The sequence below is a fragment of the Catellatospora sp. NPDC049609 genome (assembly GCF_040675365.1).
Taxonomy (GTDB): domain Bacteria; phylum Actinomycetota; class Actinomycetes; order Mycobacteriales; family Micromonosporaceae; genus Catellatospora.
This window is the reverse complement of record NZ_JBFAOU010000011.1, coordinates 1-18,316: the sequence shown is the minus strand read 5'-3', so window position 1 is coordinate 18,316 and position 18,316 is coordinate 1. Positions and strand designations below refer to the sequence as shown.

Genomic DNA, 18,316 nt, shown 5'->3' with positions numbered 1-18,316 from the left:
CCCGTACGGGCCCGTCAGGTCGACAGGTCGCGCCGCCGGAACAGCGCCATGCCCGCCGCGGTCAGCGCCGCCGCCACCGCCGTCAGCGCCACCAGGGGCGTCGCGGACGGGTCCACCGCCGGGATCGCCGGCACGTGGGTGAACGGGGACACGTCGCGCACCAGCTGCGGCAGCCCGAACAGGTCGCCGAGCAGGCCGCAGGCGATGCTGACCACCAGCGCCGCCCAGGCCAAGCCGACCGTGAGCCGGGGCAGCGCGCCGAAGGCCAGCACCACGAACCCGGCGACGACCAGGGCACCGGGCAGCTGGGCGAGCCCGGCCAGGGCGAGGGTGCCCACGCCGACGTCACCGCCCGCGGCGGCGTCGGTGATGCCCGCGCCCGCACCGGCGAGCAGCAGCATCACGGCCGCGCCGGCGACGGTGACCACCAGGTGCGAGGCGACCCAGCGAACGCGGCTCACCGCGGTGGCCAGCAGCCCCTCGGCGGTGCCGGCGACCTCCTCCGAGCGCAGCCGCAGCAGCGCCTGGATGACGTAGCCCGCGGCCAGCGCGCCGAACGTGTTCATCATGGCGGCGAAGAACATCTCGACCACGTCGGGTCCGCCGGCGCCGCCGGCCAGGCCCTGCATCATCTCGATGACACCCGCGTTGGTGCCGAGCGCGTCCTTGACCGCCTTGCCGAGCGAGCCGATGGCCAGGCCGAACACGAAGCCGCCGAGGACCCAGCCGATGGTCGCGCCCCGGTGCAGCCGCCAGGCCAGGCCGACCGGGCCGAGCAGGCCGCGGGCGGCGTGCGCCGGGCCGGGCCGGTCGGGGATCAGCCCGGCGCCCACGTCCCGGCGGTCGACGAGCACGAACGACGCGACCAGGCACGCGGCGAACAGGGCCAGCGGCAGGGCCAGCACCCACCAGCGCTCCTGCCCGTACGGGCGGACCAGACCGCCCCAGCCCAGCGGGGACACCCAGGTGGGCCAGGAGCTGACGACCTCGATGCCGTCGGCGGCCCGCTCGCCGAGCGCGTCGCCGACACCGCGCACCAGGTACGCGATGCCGACCGCGGTGGCGGCGAAACCGTTGGCGGCGCGGGCGCCCTGGAACAGCTGCGCGGCGACCGCGGCGATGCCCGCGAACGCGAGGCCGGTCGCGGTGCAGGCGGCACCGAAGGCCAGCGCGCCCTCGGCGGCCAGCCCCGCGGACAGGATCGTGCCGGTCATCACCAGCCCGAAGACCACGTCGGCGAGGGCGACCAGCAGCAGCGCCGCGGTGAGCGGGGCGTGCCGGCCCACCGCGCCCGCGCCGATCAGCTCGGCGCGGCCGGTCTCCTCGTTCTGCCGGGTGTGCCGGACCACCGCGAAGGTGCTCATCAGCGCGACGACCACCAGGATCGTGGCGAGGTTACGGAAGTTGACCAGGGAGCCAAGGTCGGTGCCGACCGGCACGCCGCGCATCAGCAGCACGGCCGCGCTGCTGCCCGCGCCCTTGAGCGCGGTGATCCGGGACTCCTCGGTCGGGAACTCGCTTGCCACGGCGTTGGTGCCGGCCGCCATGAGCCCCGCCGAGGCGAGGATCCAGATCGGCAGCTGGACGCGGTCGCGGCGGGCGGCGAGGCGGAGCAGGCGGCCGGTGCCCGCGTACGCGTTCACCGTGCGGCCTCCGTCGGCGCGGGCTGGGCGCCGTAGTGGCGCATGAACAGCTCCTCCAGGCTCGGGGGCTGGCTGGTGAGGCTGCGCACGTCGAAGGTCGCGAGGTGGGCCAGCACCGCGGGCAGGGCGGTGGAGTCGACGTCGAAGCGGGCGCGGGTGGTGTCGGCCTCGACGTCGTGCACACCGGGCAGGCGGTCCAGGCCGGTGAGCGGCTCCCCGGCCTCCACGGTGACCGAGGTGCGGGTGAGGTGACGCAGCTCGGCCAGGGTGCCCGACTCGACCGTGACGCCTTCGCGGATGATGCTCACCCGCGAGCACAGCGCCTCGACCTCGGAGAAGATGTGGCTCGACAGCAGCACGGTGGCGCCCTTGGCGGTGACCTCGCGCACGGTCTGCTGGAACGCGGCCTCCATCAGCGGGTCGAGGCCCGAGGTGGGCTCGTCGAGGATGAACAGCTCCACGTCGGAGGAGAACGCGGCGACCAGCGCGACCTTCTGCCGGTTGCCCTTGGAGTAGGTGCGGCAGCGCTTGGTCGGGTCGAGCTGGAAACGCTCCATCAGCTCGCCGCGGCGGGCCTTGTCCAGGCTGCCGCGCAGGCTGCCGAACAGGTCGATCGCCTCGCCGCCGGTGAGGTTCGGCCACAGGTTGACGTCGCCGGGCACGTAGGCCAGGCGGCGGTGCAGCGTGACGGCGTCCCGCCAGGGGTCGCCGCCGAGCACCCGGACGTCGCCGGCGTCGGCGCGCAGCAGGCCGAGCAGGATCCGGATGGCGGTGGACTTGCCGGCGCCGTTCGGCCCGAGCAGGCCGTGCACCTCGCCGGTGGCGACCGTCAGGTCCAGGCCGTCGAGGGCGCGGGTGCGTCCGAAGGCCTTGCGCAGACCGGTCGCGGAGATCGCGTGAGTCATGAACCTGAACGTACGCGGATTTCACAACATCGTGAAGATTCTGGAGCGTCAAGATTTCGTATTTGCAGCGCGCGTCACACCCGTTCCAGTGCGTGCCAACGGGACACCGCGAATCCGGTAGCCCCACTAGCATCGTCCTGGCGGGGCGTCGCCGGAGCGGGCGCTCACACCACACGGCAGAGGGGAAGCGGGTGCGGGGCGAATCCGCGACTTGCCGCGATGAGCGGGCGCGCACGCCTGCCGCGCGGGTCGACGCGTGAGCAGCGCGGCGCTGGGACCGGTGCTCGGGTCCGGCCGGGAGGCCGATGTGTACGCCCATGGCGCTGCCGGGGTGCTCAAGCTCTACCGTCCCGGATTCGGCGGCCACCGCGCCGAGGCGGCGGCTTTGAGATCGCTGGAGGGTCACGGCATCGCGCCGAAGCTGGTCGGCATCGTCGACCGCGACGGCCGGACCGGGCTGGTGGTCGAGCGGGTGCCAGGATTCGACATGCTGGCGCAACTGCAGCGCCGGCCATGGCAGGTGCTCGCCGCCGCCCGCTCGTTGGCGCAGGCGCACCTTGCCGTTCACCGGGTGACAGCGGCCGGCGACATCGCCGACCTCCGCCAGGCGCTTTCCGCCCGGATCCGCGACGCCGCGCTGCCGCAGCCCCTGCTCGGCTACGTCCTGGGCGTCCTCGACGGCCTGCCCGACGGGGATCGCCTGTGCCACGGCGACTTCCATCCGGGCAACGTGCTCCGAGCCGAGGGCAGGACGGCCGTCATCGACTGGAGCTCGGCGGCGCGCGGGGTGCCCGAGGCTGACCACGCCCGCACGCTTATGCTGCTGCGGTGGGCCGACCCGCTGCCCGATACCCCGGCGGTGTCGCGGGCGGTGATCGCCGCCGGCCGCCGGCTGCTCACCGCGACGTACGCGCGCGCCTACCGGCACGGCTCGCCGCCGTTGCGACACATCCGATCGTGGCTGGTGGTGCACATGGCGGCGAGGCTGGGCGAAGACATCCCCGCCGAACGGGCCGTGCTGCTGGCGCGGCTCGAGCGGGCGCGAAACGGTGCCGCCTGAGCGGACCACGGCCGGGCCGCGCGGCGCGCTCCGCGGGGGTCCGCGGAGCGCGCCGTGGGGTGCGCAGGGTCAGCGCGGCGGGGCGATGAGCTTGGCCTGCGCCCGGTAGCTGCCCTTGCGCAGGAACGTCGAGTTGACCACGCCCGTGCCGAGCAGCACCTGGTCGAACAGGTTGCCGTCGTTGTCGTCGGTGTACGCGACCGCGACCTCGCCCCACGGCGACACGGCCACCCCCGCCTGCTCCTGGCGACCCGCAGTCACCTGCCCGAACTGCTGCGCCGCGATGCGCCCGGCGGTGCTGCCGTCCGGGTTGACGCCGCGCGCCCACACGTCCAGGCCGTTGGCCGGGGTGGTCCACCCGACCACGGCGTTGGCCTGGTCGTCGAGGCCGACGCTCGCACCCGCCGCCCCCGCCTCGGCCGACGCCTGCACCTCGACGTGGCGGGGCGTGCCGTCGGCCGCGTACGACCGCGACCACACCCCCGCCGTCCCGGTGTGGTCGGACTCCCACGCCGCGACGAAGTCGCCGTTGTAGTTGGCGGCGACGGCGGCGCGCACCTGCTGCCCGTCGCCCAGCGAGTTCGCCGTGCGGCGCGACAGGTTCACCGCGCCGTTGGCCTTGGCCAGGCGCACCAGGCCGACGTTGGAGAAGCCGTTGGCGTCGGCGTCCTCGTCCCAGACCACGACCGCGTCGCCCGAGGCGGGCACGGCCACGTCCGGGCGGTGGTGCGCCCCGGTGCTCTGGCCGGCCGTGACCTCGTACGCCTTGGTGGTGACGTTGGTGAACCCGGCCGCCTTGACGGTGGCCGGGCCCGTGCCCTGGATGTCCTCCCAGACCACGCTGAACGCCACCGCGCTCGGGTTGTTCGGTGCGCCGTCGGGGTCGACCGCGACGCGGGGCAGGATCTGCTGCCCGGCCGCGTCCGCGTTGGCCTGCCCGGACGCCAGCACCGTGCCCGTCGGGCCGAGCACCCGGTAGGGCACGTTGTAGTAGCCGTTGCCGTCCGGGTCGTCGGCCCACACCACGACCGCGTCGCCCCTGTCGTCGAGCCCGACGTCAGGAGTGACGTGCTTCCAGCTCGTGCCGCTGGTGCCGGCCGCGGACAGCTTCTTCTCGTAGAGCGCCACGCCGTCCTTCCAGAGGCGGATGAACACCTCCGAGTGGACGTCGTCACCCGGTGCGGTGCTGTCCCGGTCGTCCTCCCAGACCACGGCGACGTAGCCGTTGCGGTTCACGGCGATCGCCGCCCCGTCCTGGTCGCCGGTGGCGACGCTGTTGGCAGCGGCGAACGTCATGCCCGCCGGAGCGGCGGCGGCCGCACCCGGCGTCACCAGGGTCGCCGCCACCGACCCGGCCAGCACGACGGCGGCCGGCCAGAAACGCTGCTTCATGGTTCTCCTAAACCTGGATGAGTCCGGGCTGCCCGTCGGCGATGACGAACGAGCGGACGGTGGTGGCGGCGGCGCCGTGCTCGGTCACGCTGGACACGGTCCGGAAGTCGGCGCGTAGCTGGGTCGGTGTGATGGTGGTGCGCACGTATCCGCGCCGGTCGGAGTAGAACTTCAGGTGCGGGTTGTTGGCCGCGTACGGGATGCTGGTGGACCCGCTGCCGTTGCCGTCGGACGAGATCGAGGTGCAGACCAGCTCGGTGCCGATCGTCGCCGAGGACGGGTTCGCGTAGTCGGCCTTGATCTCGTTGGCCCAGGCCCGGTGCACGTCGCCGGTCAGCACCACCGGGTTGCGCACCCCGCGGTCGAGCCAGCCCTGCTGGATCCGGGCCCGCGAGGCGCGGTAGCCGTCCCAGGCGTCCATGTTCGCCGCCCCGGCGCCGTCGAGCTGCCGGGCCCAGAACACCTGCTGGCCCAGCAGATCCCAGGTCGCGCCGCGCTGGGCCAGCCCGTTGAGCAGCCACGACTCCTGCGCCGCGCCGGTGAGGCTCCGGCTTGCCAGGTCGGCGTCGGCGCACACCTTCCAGCCGTCGCCGCAGGCCTGGTCGTCGCGGAACTGCCGAGTGTCGAGCAGGTGGAAGGTGGCCAGGCTCCCCCACTGCACCCGCCGGTACAGCGGGATGCTGTTGCCGCTGGGCGCTGAGCTCGGCCGCAGCGGCATGTTCTCGTAGTACGCCCGGTATGCCGCGGTGCGCCGTGCGGTCCACTGCGCGGCGGTCAGCACCGGGCTGCTGTCGTTGCGCACCATGTTGGCGTAGTTGTTCTCGACCTCGTGGTCGTCGGGCACCACCAGCCACGGTGCCGCCGCGTGCGCGGCCTGCAGGTCGGGGTCGGTCTTGTAGAGCGCGTGGCGCACGCGGTAGTCGGCCAGCGACACGATCTCGGAGCCGACGTGCAGCCGGACCGACCCGGTGGTGGCCGCGTCCTCGTAGAGGTAGTCGCCCAGGTGCAGGATGAGGCCCGGGTTCTCCTCTGCCATGCGCCGGTAGGCCGTGTAGTAGCCGGACTCGTAGTGGGCGCACGACGCGAACGCCATCACCAGGTCGCGCCCGGCCGTGCCCGGCGCCGGGGCGGTGCGCGTACGCCCCACCGGCGAGATGTGGCCCTGCGCGCGGAAGCGGTAGAAGTAGTCGGTGTCGGCGGCCAGGCCGCCGGCCACCACGTGGACGGTGTGCGCGTCGGCGTAGCGGGCGGTGACCGACCCGGACGCGGCGAGCGTGGCGAACGTGCTGGTCTTGGCGACCTGCCATTCGACGGTGACGTCGGTGTTGGACATGCCGCCCTGCCCGTCCGCGTTCAGCGGCGAGGGGGCCAGGCGGGTCCAGAGCACGACGCTGCCGGCGTCGGGGTCGCCCGAGGCGACGCCGAGCCGGAACGGAAACGAGGCGGCCCGGGCGCTCTGCCCCCAGGCCACGGTGGTTGCTGCGGCAAGTCCGCCGACGATGAAGGTGCGCCGGCCGAGAGATCTCATGCCGGGCAGACTCATAGATCACGATGAACGCCGTCCGGTGTCCATGTGAATGCCGACCGTCGATGCGGCGACAGCCCGTCAAGCGGTTAGGAAGGGCACCTTCTACAACGTAGAACGATAAGAAGGTGCCCTTCCTCGCGTGGTCAGCGACGTTGTTCGCAGCGGAGGATGACCCTCTGGTTCGGCTGGAGGGGGGTGTTCGGGGCCGGGTACTGTCGCTCCACCCGGTAGGCGTTCTTGTCGCCGCCCCTGATGCCCCGCAGCTCGACGCGCAGGCCCATCGCGGTGAGGTGGTTCTCCGCGTCGCCGCAGTTCCAGCCGCGCAGCTCGGGCATGGCCGTGCCGCTGGGCAGGCTCTGGTTCTTGCTGACCTGGAGTTTGACCGTGGCGTTGCGCTCGACGCCGGTGCCGTTGGCGGGGTCCTGCTTGACCACGATCTCGTACGGCTTGTCGGAGTCGACGTACTCCACCGACACCCGCAGGCCCATGCGCTCCAGCTCCGAGCGGGCCTCGTGCAGCGGCTTGCCCTCGACGAACGGCACGGTCAGCGGCGCCCGGCCCTTGCTGAGGATGACCTTGACCTGGGTGCCCGGCTCGACCTCCGTGCCGGCCTTCGGGTCGGTCTCCAGCACGGTGTCCTTCGGGATCAGGTCGTCGTAGCGCGAGCCGGCCTTGACCGCCTTGAGCCGCAGCGGCTCGGCCGCCAGGTCGGCGACGGCGAGGTCCCAGGTCTTGCCGGTGACGTCGGGCACCTGGCGGCTCTCCGGGCCGAGCGACAGCGTCAGCGTGACGGTGCCGCCGCCCGCGATGTCCTCGCCGGGCAGCGGGTCCTGCAGCAGCACCACGTCCTTGGGCACCTCGGCGCGGTACTGCGGCTCGGCGAAGGCGACCTCCAGCCCGGCGGCGCGCAGCGCGGTCACGGCCTGGTCCTTGGGCAGGTTCATCACCTGCGGGGTGGACTCGTACCGGCCGGAGAACAACCACCAGCCGCTGACCAGCACGAGCAGCGTGAGCACGGCGGCGCCGGCGATCAGCGCCCGGCGCCCGCGCGGGTCGGCCATGAGCCGCTCGTAGTGCCCGCGTGCCTGGTCGAGCAGCGCGCCGACGCCGCCGGTGGCAGCGGCCTGGCGCCGGGTGCGGGTGTCGGCGCGCTCCTGCTCGGCTCCCGGCAGCCGGGCCCAGGACGGGCGCGCGGCCGGGACGACCTGGTCGACGATCATCGTCTCCTGCGCCAGCGGCTGCGCCGCGAACGCCTGCGTGTGCTGCGGGGGCGGGCCCATCCGGGCGGCACTGACGGTGATCGTCTCCCGGGCGGCCTGCACCGCCTGCAGCAGCGCGCCGGCGTCCATGAAGCGGGCGCCGGGGTTGCGGCGGGTCGCCGACGCCACCAGGTCGTCGAGCACCGGCGGCAGGCCGGGCACGAGCCGCGACGGCGGGGGCACGTCCTGCTGGACGTGCTGCCAGGCGACCTCGGCCGGGCGCGGGCCCTCGTACGGCACGCGGCCGGTGAGCATCTCGAACAGGACGATCCCGGCGCTGTACACGTCGCCGCGCTGGTCGCTGCGGCCCTCGGCCACCTGCTCCGGGCTGACGTACGCGGCGGTCACCGCGGGCTGCCCGCCACCGGCCTCGATCGCCCGGACCAGGCCCAGGTCGGCGACCTTGATCACGGCGTCGAGCAGGTCGTGGCCGCCGCCCGGCGGCTCGGCGACCAGGATGTTCTCCGGGCGGACGTCGCGGTGCACCAGGCCGGTGCGGTGCGCGGCGGCCAGCGCCGACAGCAGCTGCTCGGCCACCGCCAGCGCCTCCAGCGGGGCGAGGCGGCCGCGCTGGGCCAGCACCTCGCGCAGCGTGCGGCCGCGTACGTGCTCCAGGACCAGGTAGGGCAGGCCGTCGTGCATGCCCTGGCCGTACCAGACGGTGGCGTTCGGGTGGGTGAGCCGGGCCAGCCCGGTCACCTCGTCGGCGAAACGGCCCAGGTGGAACGGCTGGCCCGGGTGCTCGGGCTGCAGCACCTTCAGCGTGACGGTGCGGCGCAGGCGCTCGTCGACCGCGACGTAGGTCGTCGCCATGCCGTCCCGGGCCACGCGCTCGCGTACGTGGTAACGCCCATCGACGAGGGAGCCGAGGAGCGGATCGCCGACCTGAGTGTCCATGGCAGCGCAGTCTAGGGCAGCGGACGGCCCGGCAGACCACGCCGGTGGCGAGATGATCTCACCTCTCGGGGGCGTTCCGCCCCACCGCGTCCGGTCTGCGCAGGTGGCATCGCCGGACGCGGCCGGCGGTGGGACCGGCCGGATTCGCACCGGCGTCCTCCCCATGCGCAATGGGGCGCGACGACTGCTGCGCTACGGTCCCGCGGGTGAGCGGGACCGGCCGGATTCGCACCGGCGTCATCCCATTTGCAGAATGGGCGCGTCGACTTCTGCGCTACGGCCCCGCTCGCCCGGCAGTGTAGGCGAGCGGGACCGTGCCACGCGGCTGCGGGGACCGGTCAGAGCCCGGCGTGCAGAGCCGACATCAGGGTGCCGGTGGCGGTGTCGCCCGACATCTCCCAGATCATGCCGCCGAGCAGGCCTTTCTGCTTGAGCCAGGCGGTCTTCTGGCCGATGGACCAGGTGTCGTCGAAGCTCCACCACTGCCCGCCGGGTCCGGTGTAGCAGTAGCTGGACACCGACTGGACGTCGTGCTGCACGGTGCAGCCGGGCACGCTGGACAGCAGGTTGGCGTAGCCGCGGGTGCCCGCCTCCTCGGCGAACTGGCCGGGCGCCGCGCCGGCGGCGGTCTGCCACTCGCCGTTGACCCCGCCCGCGGCCACGCCCTGCCAGCCGCGTCCGTAGAAGGCGACCCCGATGGTGAGCCGGCGCGGGTGCACCCCGGCGTCGAGGTACGTCTGGACCGCCTTGTTCACGCTGAACTCGAACGGGTACGGGTCCTGCGCGTCGCGGTACAGGTTGGCCTGGTGGCCGGTGCGGTTCGGCTCCCAGGAGTTGTCCGAGCCCGAACCGTGGAAGTCGTAGCCCTGCACGTTGGCGAAGTCCAGGTACGCGAACACCCCGCCCGGACCGATGTCCCACCCGGCGGCGATCTTGGCCGGGTCGGCCGGGGTGAACACGGTGATCAGGTAGCGCTTGCCGGTGGTGACGGTGAGCGCGTCGAGCTGGCGGCGGAACTCGGCGGTCAGCGCGGTGTTGTTGGCCTTGTCGGCCGGGCTGACATGGTTGCCGGGGTGGCCTTCGGAGCCGGGCCACTCCCAGTCGAGGTCGATGCCGTCGAAGATGCCCGCGGCCGCGCCCGCCCCGCCGGCCCCGTTGTACGCGGGCAGGTTGCCCTTGATGTAGATGTCGATGCAGGAGCGCACGAACTTCTCCCGCGAGGCGGGGGTGGCGGCCGCGTCGGAGAAGAACTTGGAGTAGGTCCACCCGCCGATGGAGATCAGGATCTTCAGGTGCGGGTGCTTGGCCTTGAGCTTGCGCAGCTGGTTGAAGTTGCCGCGCAGCGGCTCCCAGCCGGTGTCGGCGACCCCGTCGACCGACTGCGCGGCGGCGAACGGCCGCCCGTAGTCGGCGTCGGCGTCGCCCGCCCCGGTGCCCTGGTCGGGGTCCTGCGGGTTGGCGGTGGTGCCGCGGGTGACGCCCTGCAGGCAGGTCAGGTTGACCGGGTCGATGTTGGCGAAGGCGTAGTTGAGATGGGTCAGCTTCGCCGCCGCGCCGCTGGTGTCGAGGTTGCGCACGAAGTACTGCCGGCCGTAGATGCCCCACTGGACGAAGTAGCCGACCTTGGCGTGGTTGCCCGCGCCGACGACGTCGTCGGTGGTGACCGTGACGGCGTTGCTCGCGGCGGAGACGTTGTCGTAGGTGTCGCGGGCCCTGACCGTGAACGTGTACGCGGTCATCGGCGACAGCCCGCCGACCACGGCGGACAGGCCGGTGACGCTGGCGCGCAGGGTGGCGCCGGTGTAGACGTCGTACCCGGCGATGCCGTTGGCGTCGGTGGCCGCGTTCCAGGCCAGCGTCACCGAGGTCGCGGATCGGGCGGTGGCGCGCAGGTTGCCCGGCACGGTGGGCGCGGTGGTGTCGTCGGCGGGGTTCGACGTGGTGGCCGCCACGGTGGCGCTCGCGGCGGACAGGTTGCCCCGGGTGTCGCGGGCACGCACGGCGAAGGTGTAGCCGGTGTTCGGGGTCAGGCCGGTGACGACGGCGCTCGCGGTGGTGGCGGTCGCCACGACGGTGCCGCCGGACAGCACGTCGTAGCCGGCGATCGGGAAGTCGGTCGGGACCGAGGCGGTCCACGACAGCGACACGGTGCGGGTGGTGCGGCCGGTGACGGCCAGGCCGGTGGGCGTGCCCGGGGCGCGGTCGGCGCTGCCGTCGCACTTGTTGCCGTTGATCCGGCAGTTCAGCGGCGCCGCGCCCGACCCGTACGCGATGAACCAGGGGCTGTACGGCTCGGTGTTCGCACCGGCCGCGACGGTGCCGTTGTAGTGCGCGTTGACGACGGTGACGTGCGTGCCGGACTGCGTCGCGACGCCGTTGTAGAAGTTGCCCATGGTGACCCCGGCGGGCAGGTCGAACTCCAGGGTCCAGCCGGTGACCGCCGACCCGGTGGGGTTGGCGACGATCAGCTTGTCCATGAACCACGAGCCGTTGTTCGTGCTCGTGAACGTCGCGGTGAGCCCTGGCGCGGCGGCGGCCGCGGTGGGCACCGCGACTGCGCCGAGAAGGCCGATGGCGAGGCTCGCGGCAAGTGAGCGGATCTTGCGCATGTGCCCTCCCGTTATTAGGAAACTTTCCTAATACTGAGCCGGGCCGGGTCCACGCGTCAACAATTCATTTACATGTCGCGATTAATTCGCCGCTGCCGCAGGATCGTGACCAGAGCGAACAGGGCGATTCCGGCCATCGCCAGCCCGCCGAACAGCTGGGTCGCCCACGCGTCGTACGCGTCGGTCAGCGCCTCCGTCGACGACGCGCCCGCCACCCGCGCCGGGACCGGCGCCGTCGGCCGCGCGGGCAGGTCGGGCGCCAGGGTGACCCGGTCGATGACCGTGCCGTCGTCGGCGCTGAACGCGCCGTGACAGGTGAACCCCGCCGCGTCGGCGCTGAAATGCTCGTCGCACGAGGCGACGGCGACCCGCCCCGGCACGCCCCAGAACTTCGCGTACGTGTGGCCCACGCCCGGGATCAGCACGAACACCGCGCCGGCCGCCAGCACCAGCACGAAGAACGCCCGCCCGATCGGCAGCGTCAGGAACGCCCACTGCGCCGACGGCACCAACTCGCCGTCGTCCGCGCGCTCGGACGGCGCGGCCGGGACCGGCGTGCCCGCGGCCGCGTCCGCCGGGGCCGCTTCCGGTGCGGCGCGGTGCTTCTCCCGGATGACGAACCAGGCGAACAGCAGCAGCACCCCGTGGAACAGCAGCAGCGTGCAGACGCCCCCGGCCACCGTGCCGTCCACGACCTCGGCGGCCAGCTGCGGACGCACCAGCCCCCGCGGGTCGGCGACCACGTCGACGACCGACCCGACGGTGAACCCGTCGTGCGCCTCCAGCAGCCCCGGCAGCCGCTCGCCGGACGGCCCGGCCAGGGTGTAGACCAGGCCGTCGCCGTCGCCCGCGGGCTGCTCCACCGCGACGACCGTCGCCCGCACGGGCTCGCCGCGCACGCCGAGCACCATCTCCTGCACCACGAACGCGGGGGTGAGCATGACGAAGAAGGAGACCAGTCCGAACACGAACATCCAGGCGGTCGAGCGCCGATGGCTGAGCCAGGCGACGAACGCGAGCACCGCGAGCAGCCACCCGCCCAGCGCGACGGCGAGGAACGCGTCCGGGTGCACGAACGTCAGCGCACCGGCGGCCACCAGTGCCATCGCGACGGCGAACAGGGCCGCGGTCAGGCCGAGGTCGCGCAGCGGGCCCGGGCGGCGGGCGGGGGTTTCGACGACTGGCATCACACAGGTGTACGCGATCGCCGCCACCCGTGGGGGGCACCGGTCAGACCGCCCCGTCCGGGAACCGCTCGGCCAGGCGCGGCAGGCCTTCGGGCAGACCGTCCACGGCCGACTGCCACGGGCCGTCCGGCGGCGGATTGCCGCGGCGCGGGCGGGCGCCCAGCCGTTCGGCGACGGCGCGGGCGAAGGCGTCGCGGTCGCCGCCGGTCTGCGCCCACGCGTCGGCGGGCACCGTTGGCAGCCGCATGAACAGGGACCAGTCCCCGCTGTCCACGGCCGCCAGGTCGGGCAGCCCGGCCAGCGCGTCAGGGTCGGCCAGGACCGTCTCGAACGACGTACGGCCCAGAGCGACCAGGGCGGCGCGGAAGTCGGTGAACCGGTCGCCGTCGTCGATGAACGCGTGCCGGTCGTCGTCGGTGCCGCCCGCGAGCAGCCACGCGGCCGCCCACACCGCGGGCCGCCAGGCCCGCTCGAGCATCCGCTCCAGGTGGACTCCGAAGTCGACGATCTCCTCGGGCGGCAGGCCGGCCAGTCCGGCCGTCCACGCCAGCGCCACCGCGTCGGCGGGTGACTCCTCGTCGTAGTAACCGCATTCGAGCGCGGCGTACGCGTCCTCGATGACGTCCCAGAACCCGGCCTCGTCCACGGCGGTCACGGTACCGGCGGGCTCAGCGCACGCGCACCAGCATCTGGTCGACCGGGGCGAAGTCGTCGGTGAGCACCGCGGCGTCGCCGATGAACGCGCGCAGGCGGTCACCGGACAGCAGCACCGGCGCGTCGTGCAGGCGCAGCAGGTGCCCGCCCAGCGCCTGCAGGGGCAGCGGGCGGGCGGAGGCGACGATGACGAAGTTGTCGCCCTCGCGGCCGGCCACGGCGGCCTCGGGCGCAACCAGTGCCACGTGCGGGAACACCGACGCCACGGTGGCCAGCTCGGCGCGGATGAACGTCAGCGGCGGCCCGTCGATCACGTTCTGCACGTAGATCCCGCCCTCGCGGGTCACCCGCCGTACCTGCGCCATCATCTCGCGAGTGGTCAGGTGCCACGGCACGGCCAGGTCGCCGAACGCGTCCCCGACCACCAGGTCGGCCGAGCCGTCGCCCTGCCCGGCCAGCAGCCGGCGGGCGTCGCCGACCACCGCCCGCAGGTCCGGCCCCGGCCGCAGGCCCAGCTCGCGCTGCGCGAGCTCCACCAGCCCGCCGTCGATCTCGAACACGGTGCTGCGGCTGCCGGGCCGGGTCGCGGCGAGGTAGCGCGGCATGGTGAAACCGCCGCCGCCCAGGTGCACCGCGTCCACTGCCGCACCGCGCTCGGCGACCGCGTCCGCCGCCGCGCCGAACCACTGGGTGTATCCGTACTGCAGGTGGGCCGGATCGGCGAGGTCAACGTACGAGTGCTCGGCCGCGTTGAGGTACAGCACCCGCCCGGTGGACCGCTGCGGGTCGACGCCGATCCGGGCGCAGTGGTACGCCGTCTCCACGTCGCACGGGTCGGGCGCCGCCACCGACAGGCCGATGCCGGCGACCAGCAGCAGCGCCGCCACCGAACGGGTCCGCGCGCTCGCCGCCGGCGGCTGCTCGCGGTCACGGCGCAGGCGCGCGTGCAGGGCGAGCCCGGACAGCCCCAGCAGCGCCGCCAGGCCGATCATGATCACGCTGGTCGGCAGCGCGGCCACCAGCAGGAACCCGGTGAGCAGGGTCGCGGTGACCGCACCGAGGGTGCCCACCCCGGACAGCCGTCCGACCACCCGGCCGGTCCGGTCCAGATCGCCGAGCTGCAGTTTCACCACCATCGGCGGCACCGCGGACAGCAGCAGGATCGGCACGAACACCGTCGCCGCGGTCAACGCCATGATCATGGAAGGCGAGGTGCCGCGCAGCACCTCCCCCAGCCACCGCACCAGCGGCAGGGTCACCGCCACCGCGACCCCGGCCGCCACCAGCAGCGGCCCCAGCACCCGGCGCGGATCGCGGCGGTCGGCGTGCCAGCCGCCCAGCCACGCGCCGTACGCGATCGCCCCCAGCGACATGCCGATCACGGCGCTGGTCACCTGGAGGCTGAGCCCGAGATACGGCGCGACCAGGCGCAGCGACACCGTCTCCAGCACCAGCACGGCGCCGCTGGCGGCGAAGGTGAGCACCAGGGCGAGCCGGTCGGACAGCCGGCCCGGCGCCGGGCGGGGTTCGGTTGCGGTCACCGTCGCGATGATACGGCGCTCGGCCCGCCACCAGCCGATCAGACGCGGCGGGGCGCGGGCCGGCGATCGATACCATGCAGCCATGAGCGGTCCGGTCTACCTCAGCTTCAGCCGCGAGCACGACGCCGTCCAGGTCAGCCGGCTCGCCGGGCACCTGGCCGCGGCCGGGATCTACACCGTCTACGACCTGCAGCCGCTGTCGGACAGCCGGTGGGAGTACTTCACCCGGCAGCGGCTCGACTCGTGCGCGGCGGTGCTGCTGGTGATGACGCCCGAGGCGCAGCGGTCACCGTGGGTGGCACGCGAGCTGGACCGGGCGCGGGAGCTGGGCCGCCCGGTGGTGGCCGTGCTGCTGCGCGGCGAGCCCTTCGCAGGCGTGGACGGGTACGTGCCGGTCGCCGCCGATGGGCTGCCTGACCCCGAGCTGGCGGCGCGGCTGCGGGCGGCCATCGGCGTACGCGACGAACCTCCCCCGAGGGCGCAGGTCGCGGCGTGGGTGCCGGTGCGCGGCGGGCAGACCGCGCACGCGGTGGGCATCGAGGTCCGGGGTGGACTGTTCGTTCCGGTCCTGCCGGGCGGCACCGCGGTGCCGTGCGAGCGGACGGAGGTGTTCACCACGGCCGACGACGGGCAGCCGAGCATCAAGGTCACCGTTTTCCAGGGCACCGGCGGCGTGGTCGCCGAGAACCAGCGGATCGGCGCGTACGAGCTGCTGCTCGCGCCCGCGCCGCGCGGCGTGCCGCAGGTGTCGGTGACGTTCCGGGTCGACGAGCGCGGGCGGTTCACGCTGCTGGCCCACGACGCCGACGGGCGGGACGTGCCGGTGACGCTGCTGCCGGGCGGCGCAGCGGGCGGGTGGTGACGGCGCACCCGGGCGGGCTGTGGCCATTGAACGCCCACGCGCGGAGCGTTCGCCGCCGCAGTGCCGGTTCCCGGATGGACGGACAGCCGGGCGGCGCTCACCGCCAGCGCGGCAGGGTGCCCAGCCACTCCCCGGGAGCGAGGGTCGCGGGCCGGCGGCCCTCACGCGCGAACCGGTTGGCCCACCGCCGGGCGTTCTCGTTGTACGGCGCGGGCACGTCGTGCAGCCGTGCCAGCAGGACGATCTCGCCGCTGAGGTGGTCGGCCTCGATGTGCCCGGTGCCCCGCTGCAGGCTCTGCCAGGACGATCCGCCGCCACGCGAGCCGTCGGTGACGACCTTGAGGATGTCGGCCCGCCGCTCGTCGTCCTCGTCGCCGGGGGTGTACGCGATCCCGGCAGCGTCCAGCACCGCCTCCGCCTCGAGGCGTATCCGCTGGAAGATCTCCTTGGTGCCCTCGGCTCGCCCGCACACCGCGTCGACGGCGTTGCTGACGTTGCGCAGCAGCTTGCCGTACTTCCAGCGCATGATGTCGGGGCGCGGCACGCTGTGGTAGCCCGCGTCCACGAACGCGGCGGCGACCTGCTCGGCGACGTCGTCCACGCCGGACGGGTAGCGGCCGATGTCGAGCAGTCCGGGGACGGGATGGCAGTCGGCCCGGACCACACCCGGGGTCAGGTGCGTCGTGGGCGACATGACGCAGACGCCGTAGACGTGCTCGAACATGCGCAGCGCCGCGCGCTCGTTGTCGACGCCGTTCTGCAGGCTGACCACCGGCGTGCCGGGCGGCGCGGACGCGGCCAGGTCGCGCAGGGCGGCCTGGGTGTCCTGGCTCTTGACGGCGAGCAGCACGACGTCGCCGTCGCGCCAGTCGACGTCGGCGGGGCCGGCCACGGCGGCGACGTCCAGCGTCCGCGCGCCGGCCGGGGACTCCAGGGTCAGGCCGTGCTCGCGGATGGCGGCCAGGTGCGCGCCGCGGGCGATCAGGACGACGGGGCGGCCGGACAGGTGCAGGTACGCGCCGAGCACGCCGCCGACCGCGCCCGCGCCGTGGACGATGAAGCGCATCGCGCCACCGTACCCGCCGGAGCGGGCATCCACCGCCGTCGCATCGAAACCGGCGGTTGACGGCGCTCGCGCGGGGGTCTACGGTCAGCACTCGGGGAAGCGCTTTCCAATGCAGAACCGCAGGTCGTCCGCCCGCCCTACACGGACGACCGCTCAGCCCGTGCCGTCGCCCAACGGCACGGTCCATCCCACATCCCGGAGGCACCCTGTGGGCATCCGCACCCTCCCCCGGCCACGATCGTGGCCTCTCATCGCGGGCCTGGTCGTGGCCCTGTCGGCCGGCGCGGTCGCGCTGAGCCAGAACGCGTTCGCGGCCACCGTCTTCAGCGACAACTTCGAGGACGGCGCCGCCGACGGCTGGTCCAAGTCCGGCGGCACCTGGTCGGTCGCCACCGACGGCAGCCGCGTGCTGACGCAGACCAACACGGCCACCGACAACGCGCGGCAGTTCGCCGGATCCACCAGCTGGACCGACTACACCGTCACCGCCCGGGTCAAGCCGCTGAGCCTCGGCTCCGGCGGCCACGTCGGGCTGCTGGCCCGCTCCACCGGCGCCACCGTCTACTACCGGCTCGCGCTGCGCCCCGGCAACTCCGTGCAGCTGCAGGCGGTAAACGGCAGCACCGTCACGGTGCTCGGCTCGGTCACCCGCGCGGTGGCCACCGGCACCTGGTACACCCTCGGCATCCAGACCTCGGGCAGCACCATCCGCGGCCTGGTCGACGGCACCGTGATCGCGAGCGCGACCAGCTCGGCGATCGGCAACGGCCGCATCGGCCTGCAGACGGCGTACAGCGGCGCGTCCTTCGACGACATCGCGGTGGTGACGGGCGGCACGCCGACCCCGACCACCCCGGCGCCGTCGGCGTCGACCTCGGCCAGCCCGCGCCCGTCGGCCTCGCCCTCCCGCTCGGCGACACCGTCGCCGTCGGCCTCGACCAACCCGCCGGCCGGCTGGCCCACGCCGTCGGGCAGCGCCCCGGTCAACAACGGCACCATCCCGGTCAGCGGCGTCTTCGACGGCGGCATGAAGCGCTACTGCTGCATCGGCGACGGCGGCCAGGGCGAGAGCCAGGACCCGGTCTTCGAGCTCGCGCCCGGCGCGACCATCAAGAACGTGATCCTGGGCGCGCCCGCCGGTGACGGCATCCACTGCACCGGCAACTGCACCATCGAGAACGTCTGGTGGGAGGACGTGGGCGAGGACGCGGCGACGTTCCTCGGCGGCACCAACTACCACGTCATCGGTGGCGGCGCCCGCCACGCCTCGGACAAGATCTTCCAGCACAACGGTCCGGGCACGGTCCACATCAGCGGGTTCTACGCCGAGGACTTCGGCAAGCTCTACCGCGCGTGCGGCAACTGCAGCTCGTCGTACCAGCGGCACGTGGTCGTCGACAACGTGCGGGTGACCGACGGCGACTCGATCGCGGGCATCAACGTCAACTGGGGTGACACGGCCCGGTTCACCCGGATCACGGTCGTCAACGACTCCAGCATGACCATCTGCGACAAGTACCACGGGGTGCCCAAGGGCAGCGAGCCGACGCACGTCGGCAGCGGCGCCGACGGGGTGAACTGCTTCTACTCCCCGAGCGACATCACGTACCAGTAGGCCGCCGGCCGCAGGACCGAAGCTCCGTTCCCCGCCACACCAGCGGCGGGCCCCGGTGGGCCACTTCCAACGCGAGCTGCGTCTTTCCGATCCCGCCC

Annotated in this window: 13 protein-coding genes and 2 tRNA genes; 3 read left to right on the top strand and 12 right to left on the bottom strand. The window is 73.6% G+C overall.

Annotation, left to right across the window (positions count from 1 at the left end):
* Positions 1-14: 14 nt before the first annotated feature.
* A complete protein-coding gene (locus AB0J67_RS05245) occupies positions 15-1,643 on the bottom strand; it encodes an anibiotic ABC transporter (RefSeq protein ID WP_363476447.1) in 1,629 nt (542 codons plus the stop codon).
* Entirely contained in the window at positions 1,640-2,548 is a 909-nt protein-coding gene (locus AB0J67_RS05240) for an ABC transporter ATP-binding protein (protein WP_363476445.1), read from the bottom strand. The genes AB0J67_RS05245 and AB0J67_RS05240 overlap by 4 nt, the downstream gene beginning before the upstream one ends.
* Positions 2,549-2,804: 256 nt before the next feature.
* On the opposite strand from AB0J67_RS05240, the gene AB0J67_RS05235 reads away from it, so the two are divergent.
* On the top strand, positions 2,805-3,608 hold the full coding sequence (locus AB0J67_RS05235) for a phosphotransferase (RefSeq protein ID WP_363476443.1): 804 nt from the start codon (positions 2,805-2,807) through the stop codon (positions 3,606-3,608).
* 69 nt (positions 3,609-3,677) lie between these two features.
* On the opposite strand, the gene AB0J67_RS05230 is transcribed toward AB0J67_RS05235, so the two are convergent.
* From AB0J67_RS05230 to AB0J67_RS05190, 9 genes are all read right to left on the bottom strand, one after another.
* Positions 3,678-5,000: a hypothetical protein gene (locus AB0J67_RS05230; RefSeq protein WP_363476441.1), complete on the bottom strand. Its 1,323-nt coding sequence runs from the start codon at positions 4,998-5,000 to the stop codon at positions 3,678-3,680.
* Between the two features lie 7 nt (positions 5,001-5,007).
* A complete protein-coding gene (locus tag AB0J67_RS05225; RefSeq protein ID WP_363476439.1) occupies positions 5,008-6,528 on the bottom strand; it encodes an alkaline phosphatase D family protein in 1,521 nt (506 codons plus the stop codon).
* A gap of 143 nt (positions 6,529-6,671) precedes the next feature.
* Complete coding sequence (locus tag AB0J67_RS05220; RefSeq protein ID WP_363476437.1) at positions 6,672-8,684, bottom strand: PASTA domain-containing protein; 2,013 nt, start codon at positions 8,682-8,684, stop codon at positions 6,672-6,674.
* Between the two features lie 129 nt (positions 8,685-8,813).
* Positions 8,814-8,886, bottom strand: a tRNA-Arg gene (locus AB0J67_RS05215).
* 9 nt (positions 8,887-8,895) lie between these two features.
* Positions 8,896-8,968 (bottom strand) — tRNA-Ala (locus tag AB0J67_RS05210).
* Positions 8,969-9,022: 54 nt separating this feature from the next.
* Complete coding sequence (locus AB0J67_RS05205; RefSeq protein ID WP_363476435.1) at positions 9,023-11,293, bottom strand: glycosyl hydrolase family 18 protein; 2,271 nt, start codon at positions 11,291-11,293, stop codon at positions 9,023-9,025.
* A gap of 68 nt (positions 11,294-11,361) precedes the next feature.
* Positions 11,362-12,480, bottom strand: coding sequence for a hypothetical protein (locus AB0J67_RS05200; RefSeq protein WP_363476433.1), 1,119 nt, complete (start codon positions 12,478-12,480; stop codon positions 11,362-11,364).
* Positions 12,481-12,523: 43 nt separating this feature from the next.
* Complete coding sequence (locus AB0J67_RS05195) at positions 12,524-13,126, bottom strand: DUF4240 domain-containing protein (RefSeq protein WP_363476431.1); 603 nt, start codon at positions 13,124-13,126, stop codon at positions 12,524-12,526.
* A gap of 22 nt (positions 13,127-13,148) precedes the next feature.
* Positions 13,149-14,639: a fused MFS/spermidine synthase gene (locus AB0J67_RS05190; RefSeq protein ID WP_363476571.1), complete on the bottom strand. Its 1,491-nt coding sequence runs from the start codon at positions 14,637-14,639 to the stop codon at positions 13,149-13,151.
* 118 nt (positions 14,640-14,757) lie between these two features.
* Between AB0J67_RS05190 and AB0J67_RS05185 the strand changes: the two genes are divergently transcribed.
* Positions 14,758-15,537 (top strand): Hsp70 family protein, encoded by a 780-nt coding sequence (locus AB0J67_RS05185; RefSeq protein ID WP_363476429.1) that lies wholly within the window; start codon positions 14,758-14,760, stop codon positions 15,535-15,537.
* A 97-nt stretch (positions 15,538-15,634) separates the two neighbouring features.
* On the opposite strand, the gene AB0J67_RS05180 is transcribed toward AB0J67_RS05185, so the two are convergent.
* Positions 15,635-16,603 carry a 2-dehydropantoate 2-reductase gene (locus tag AB0J67_RS05180; protein ID WP_363476427.1) on the bottom strand — a complete coding sequence of 323 codons (969 nt, stop codon included), beginning with the start codon at positions 16,601-16,603 and terminating at the stop codon, positions 15,635-15,637.
* Between the two features lie 265 nt (positions 16,604-16,868).
* On the opposite strand from AB0J67_RS05180, the gene AB0J67_RS05175 reads away from it, so the two are divergent.
* On the top strand, positions 16,869-18,218 hold the full coding sequence (locus AB0J67_RS05175; RefSeq protein WP_363476426.1) for a pectate lyase: 1,350 nt from the start codon (positions 16,869-16,871) through the stop codon (positions 18,216-18,218).
* Positions 18,219-18,316 lie beyond the last annotated feature (98 nt).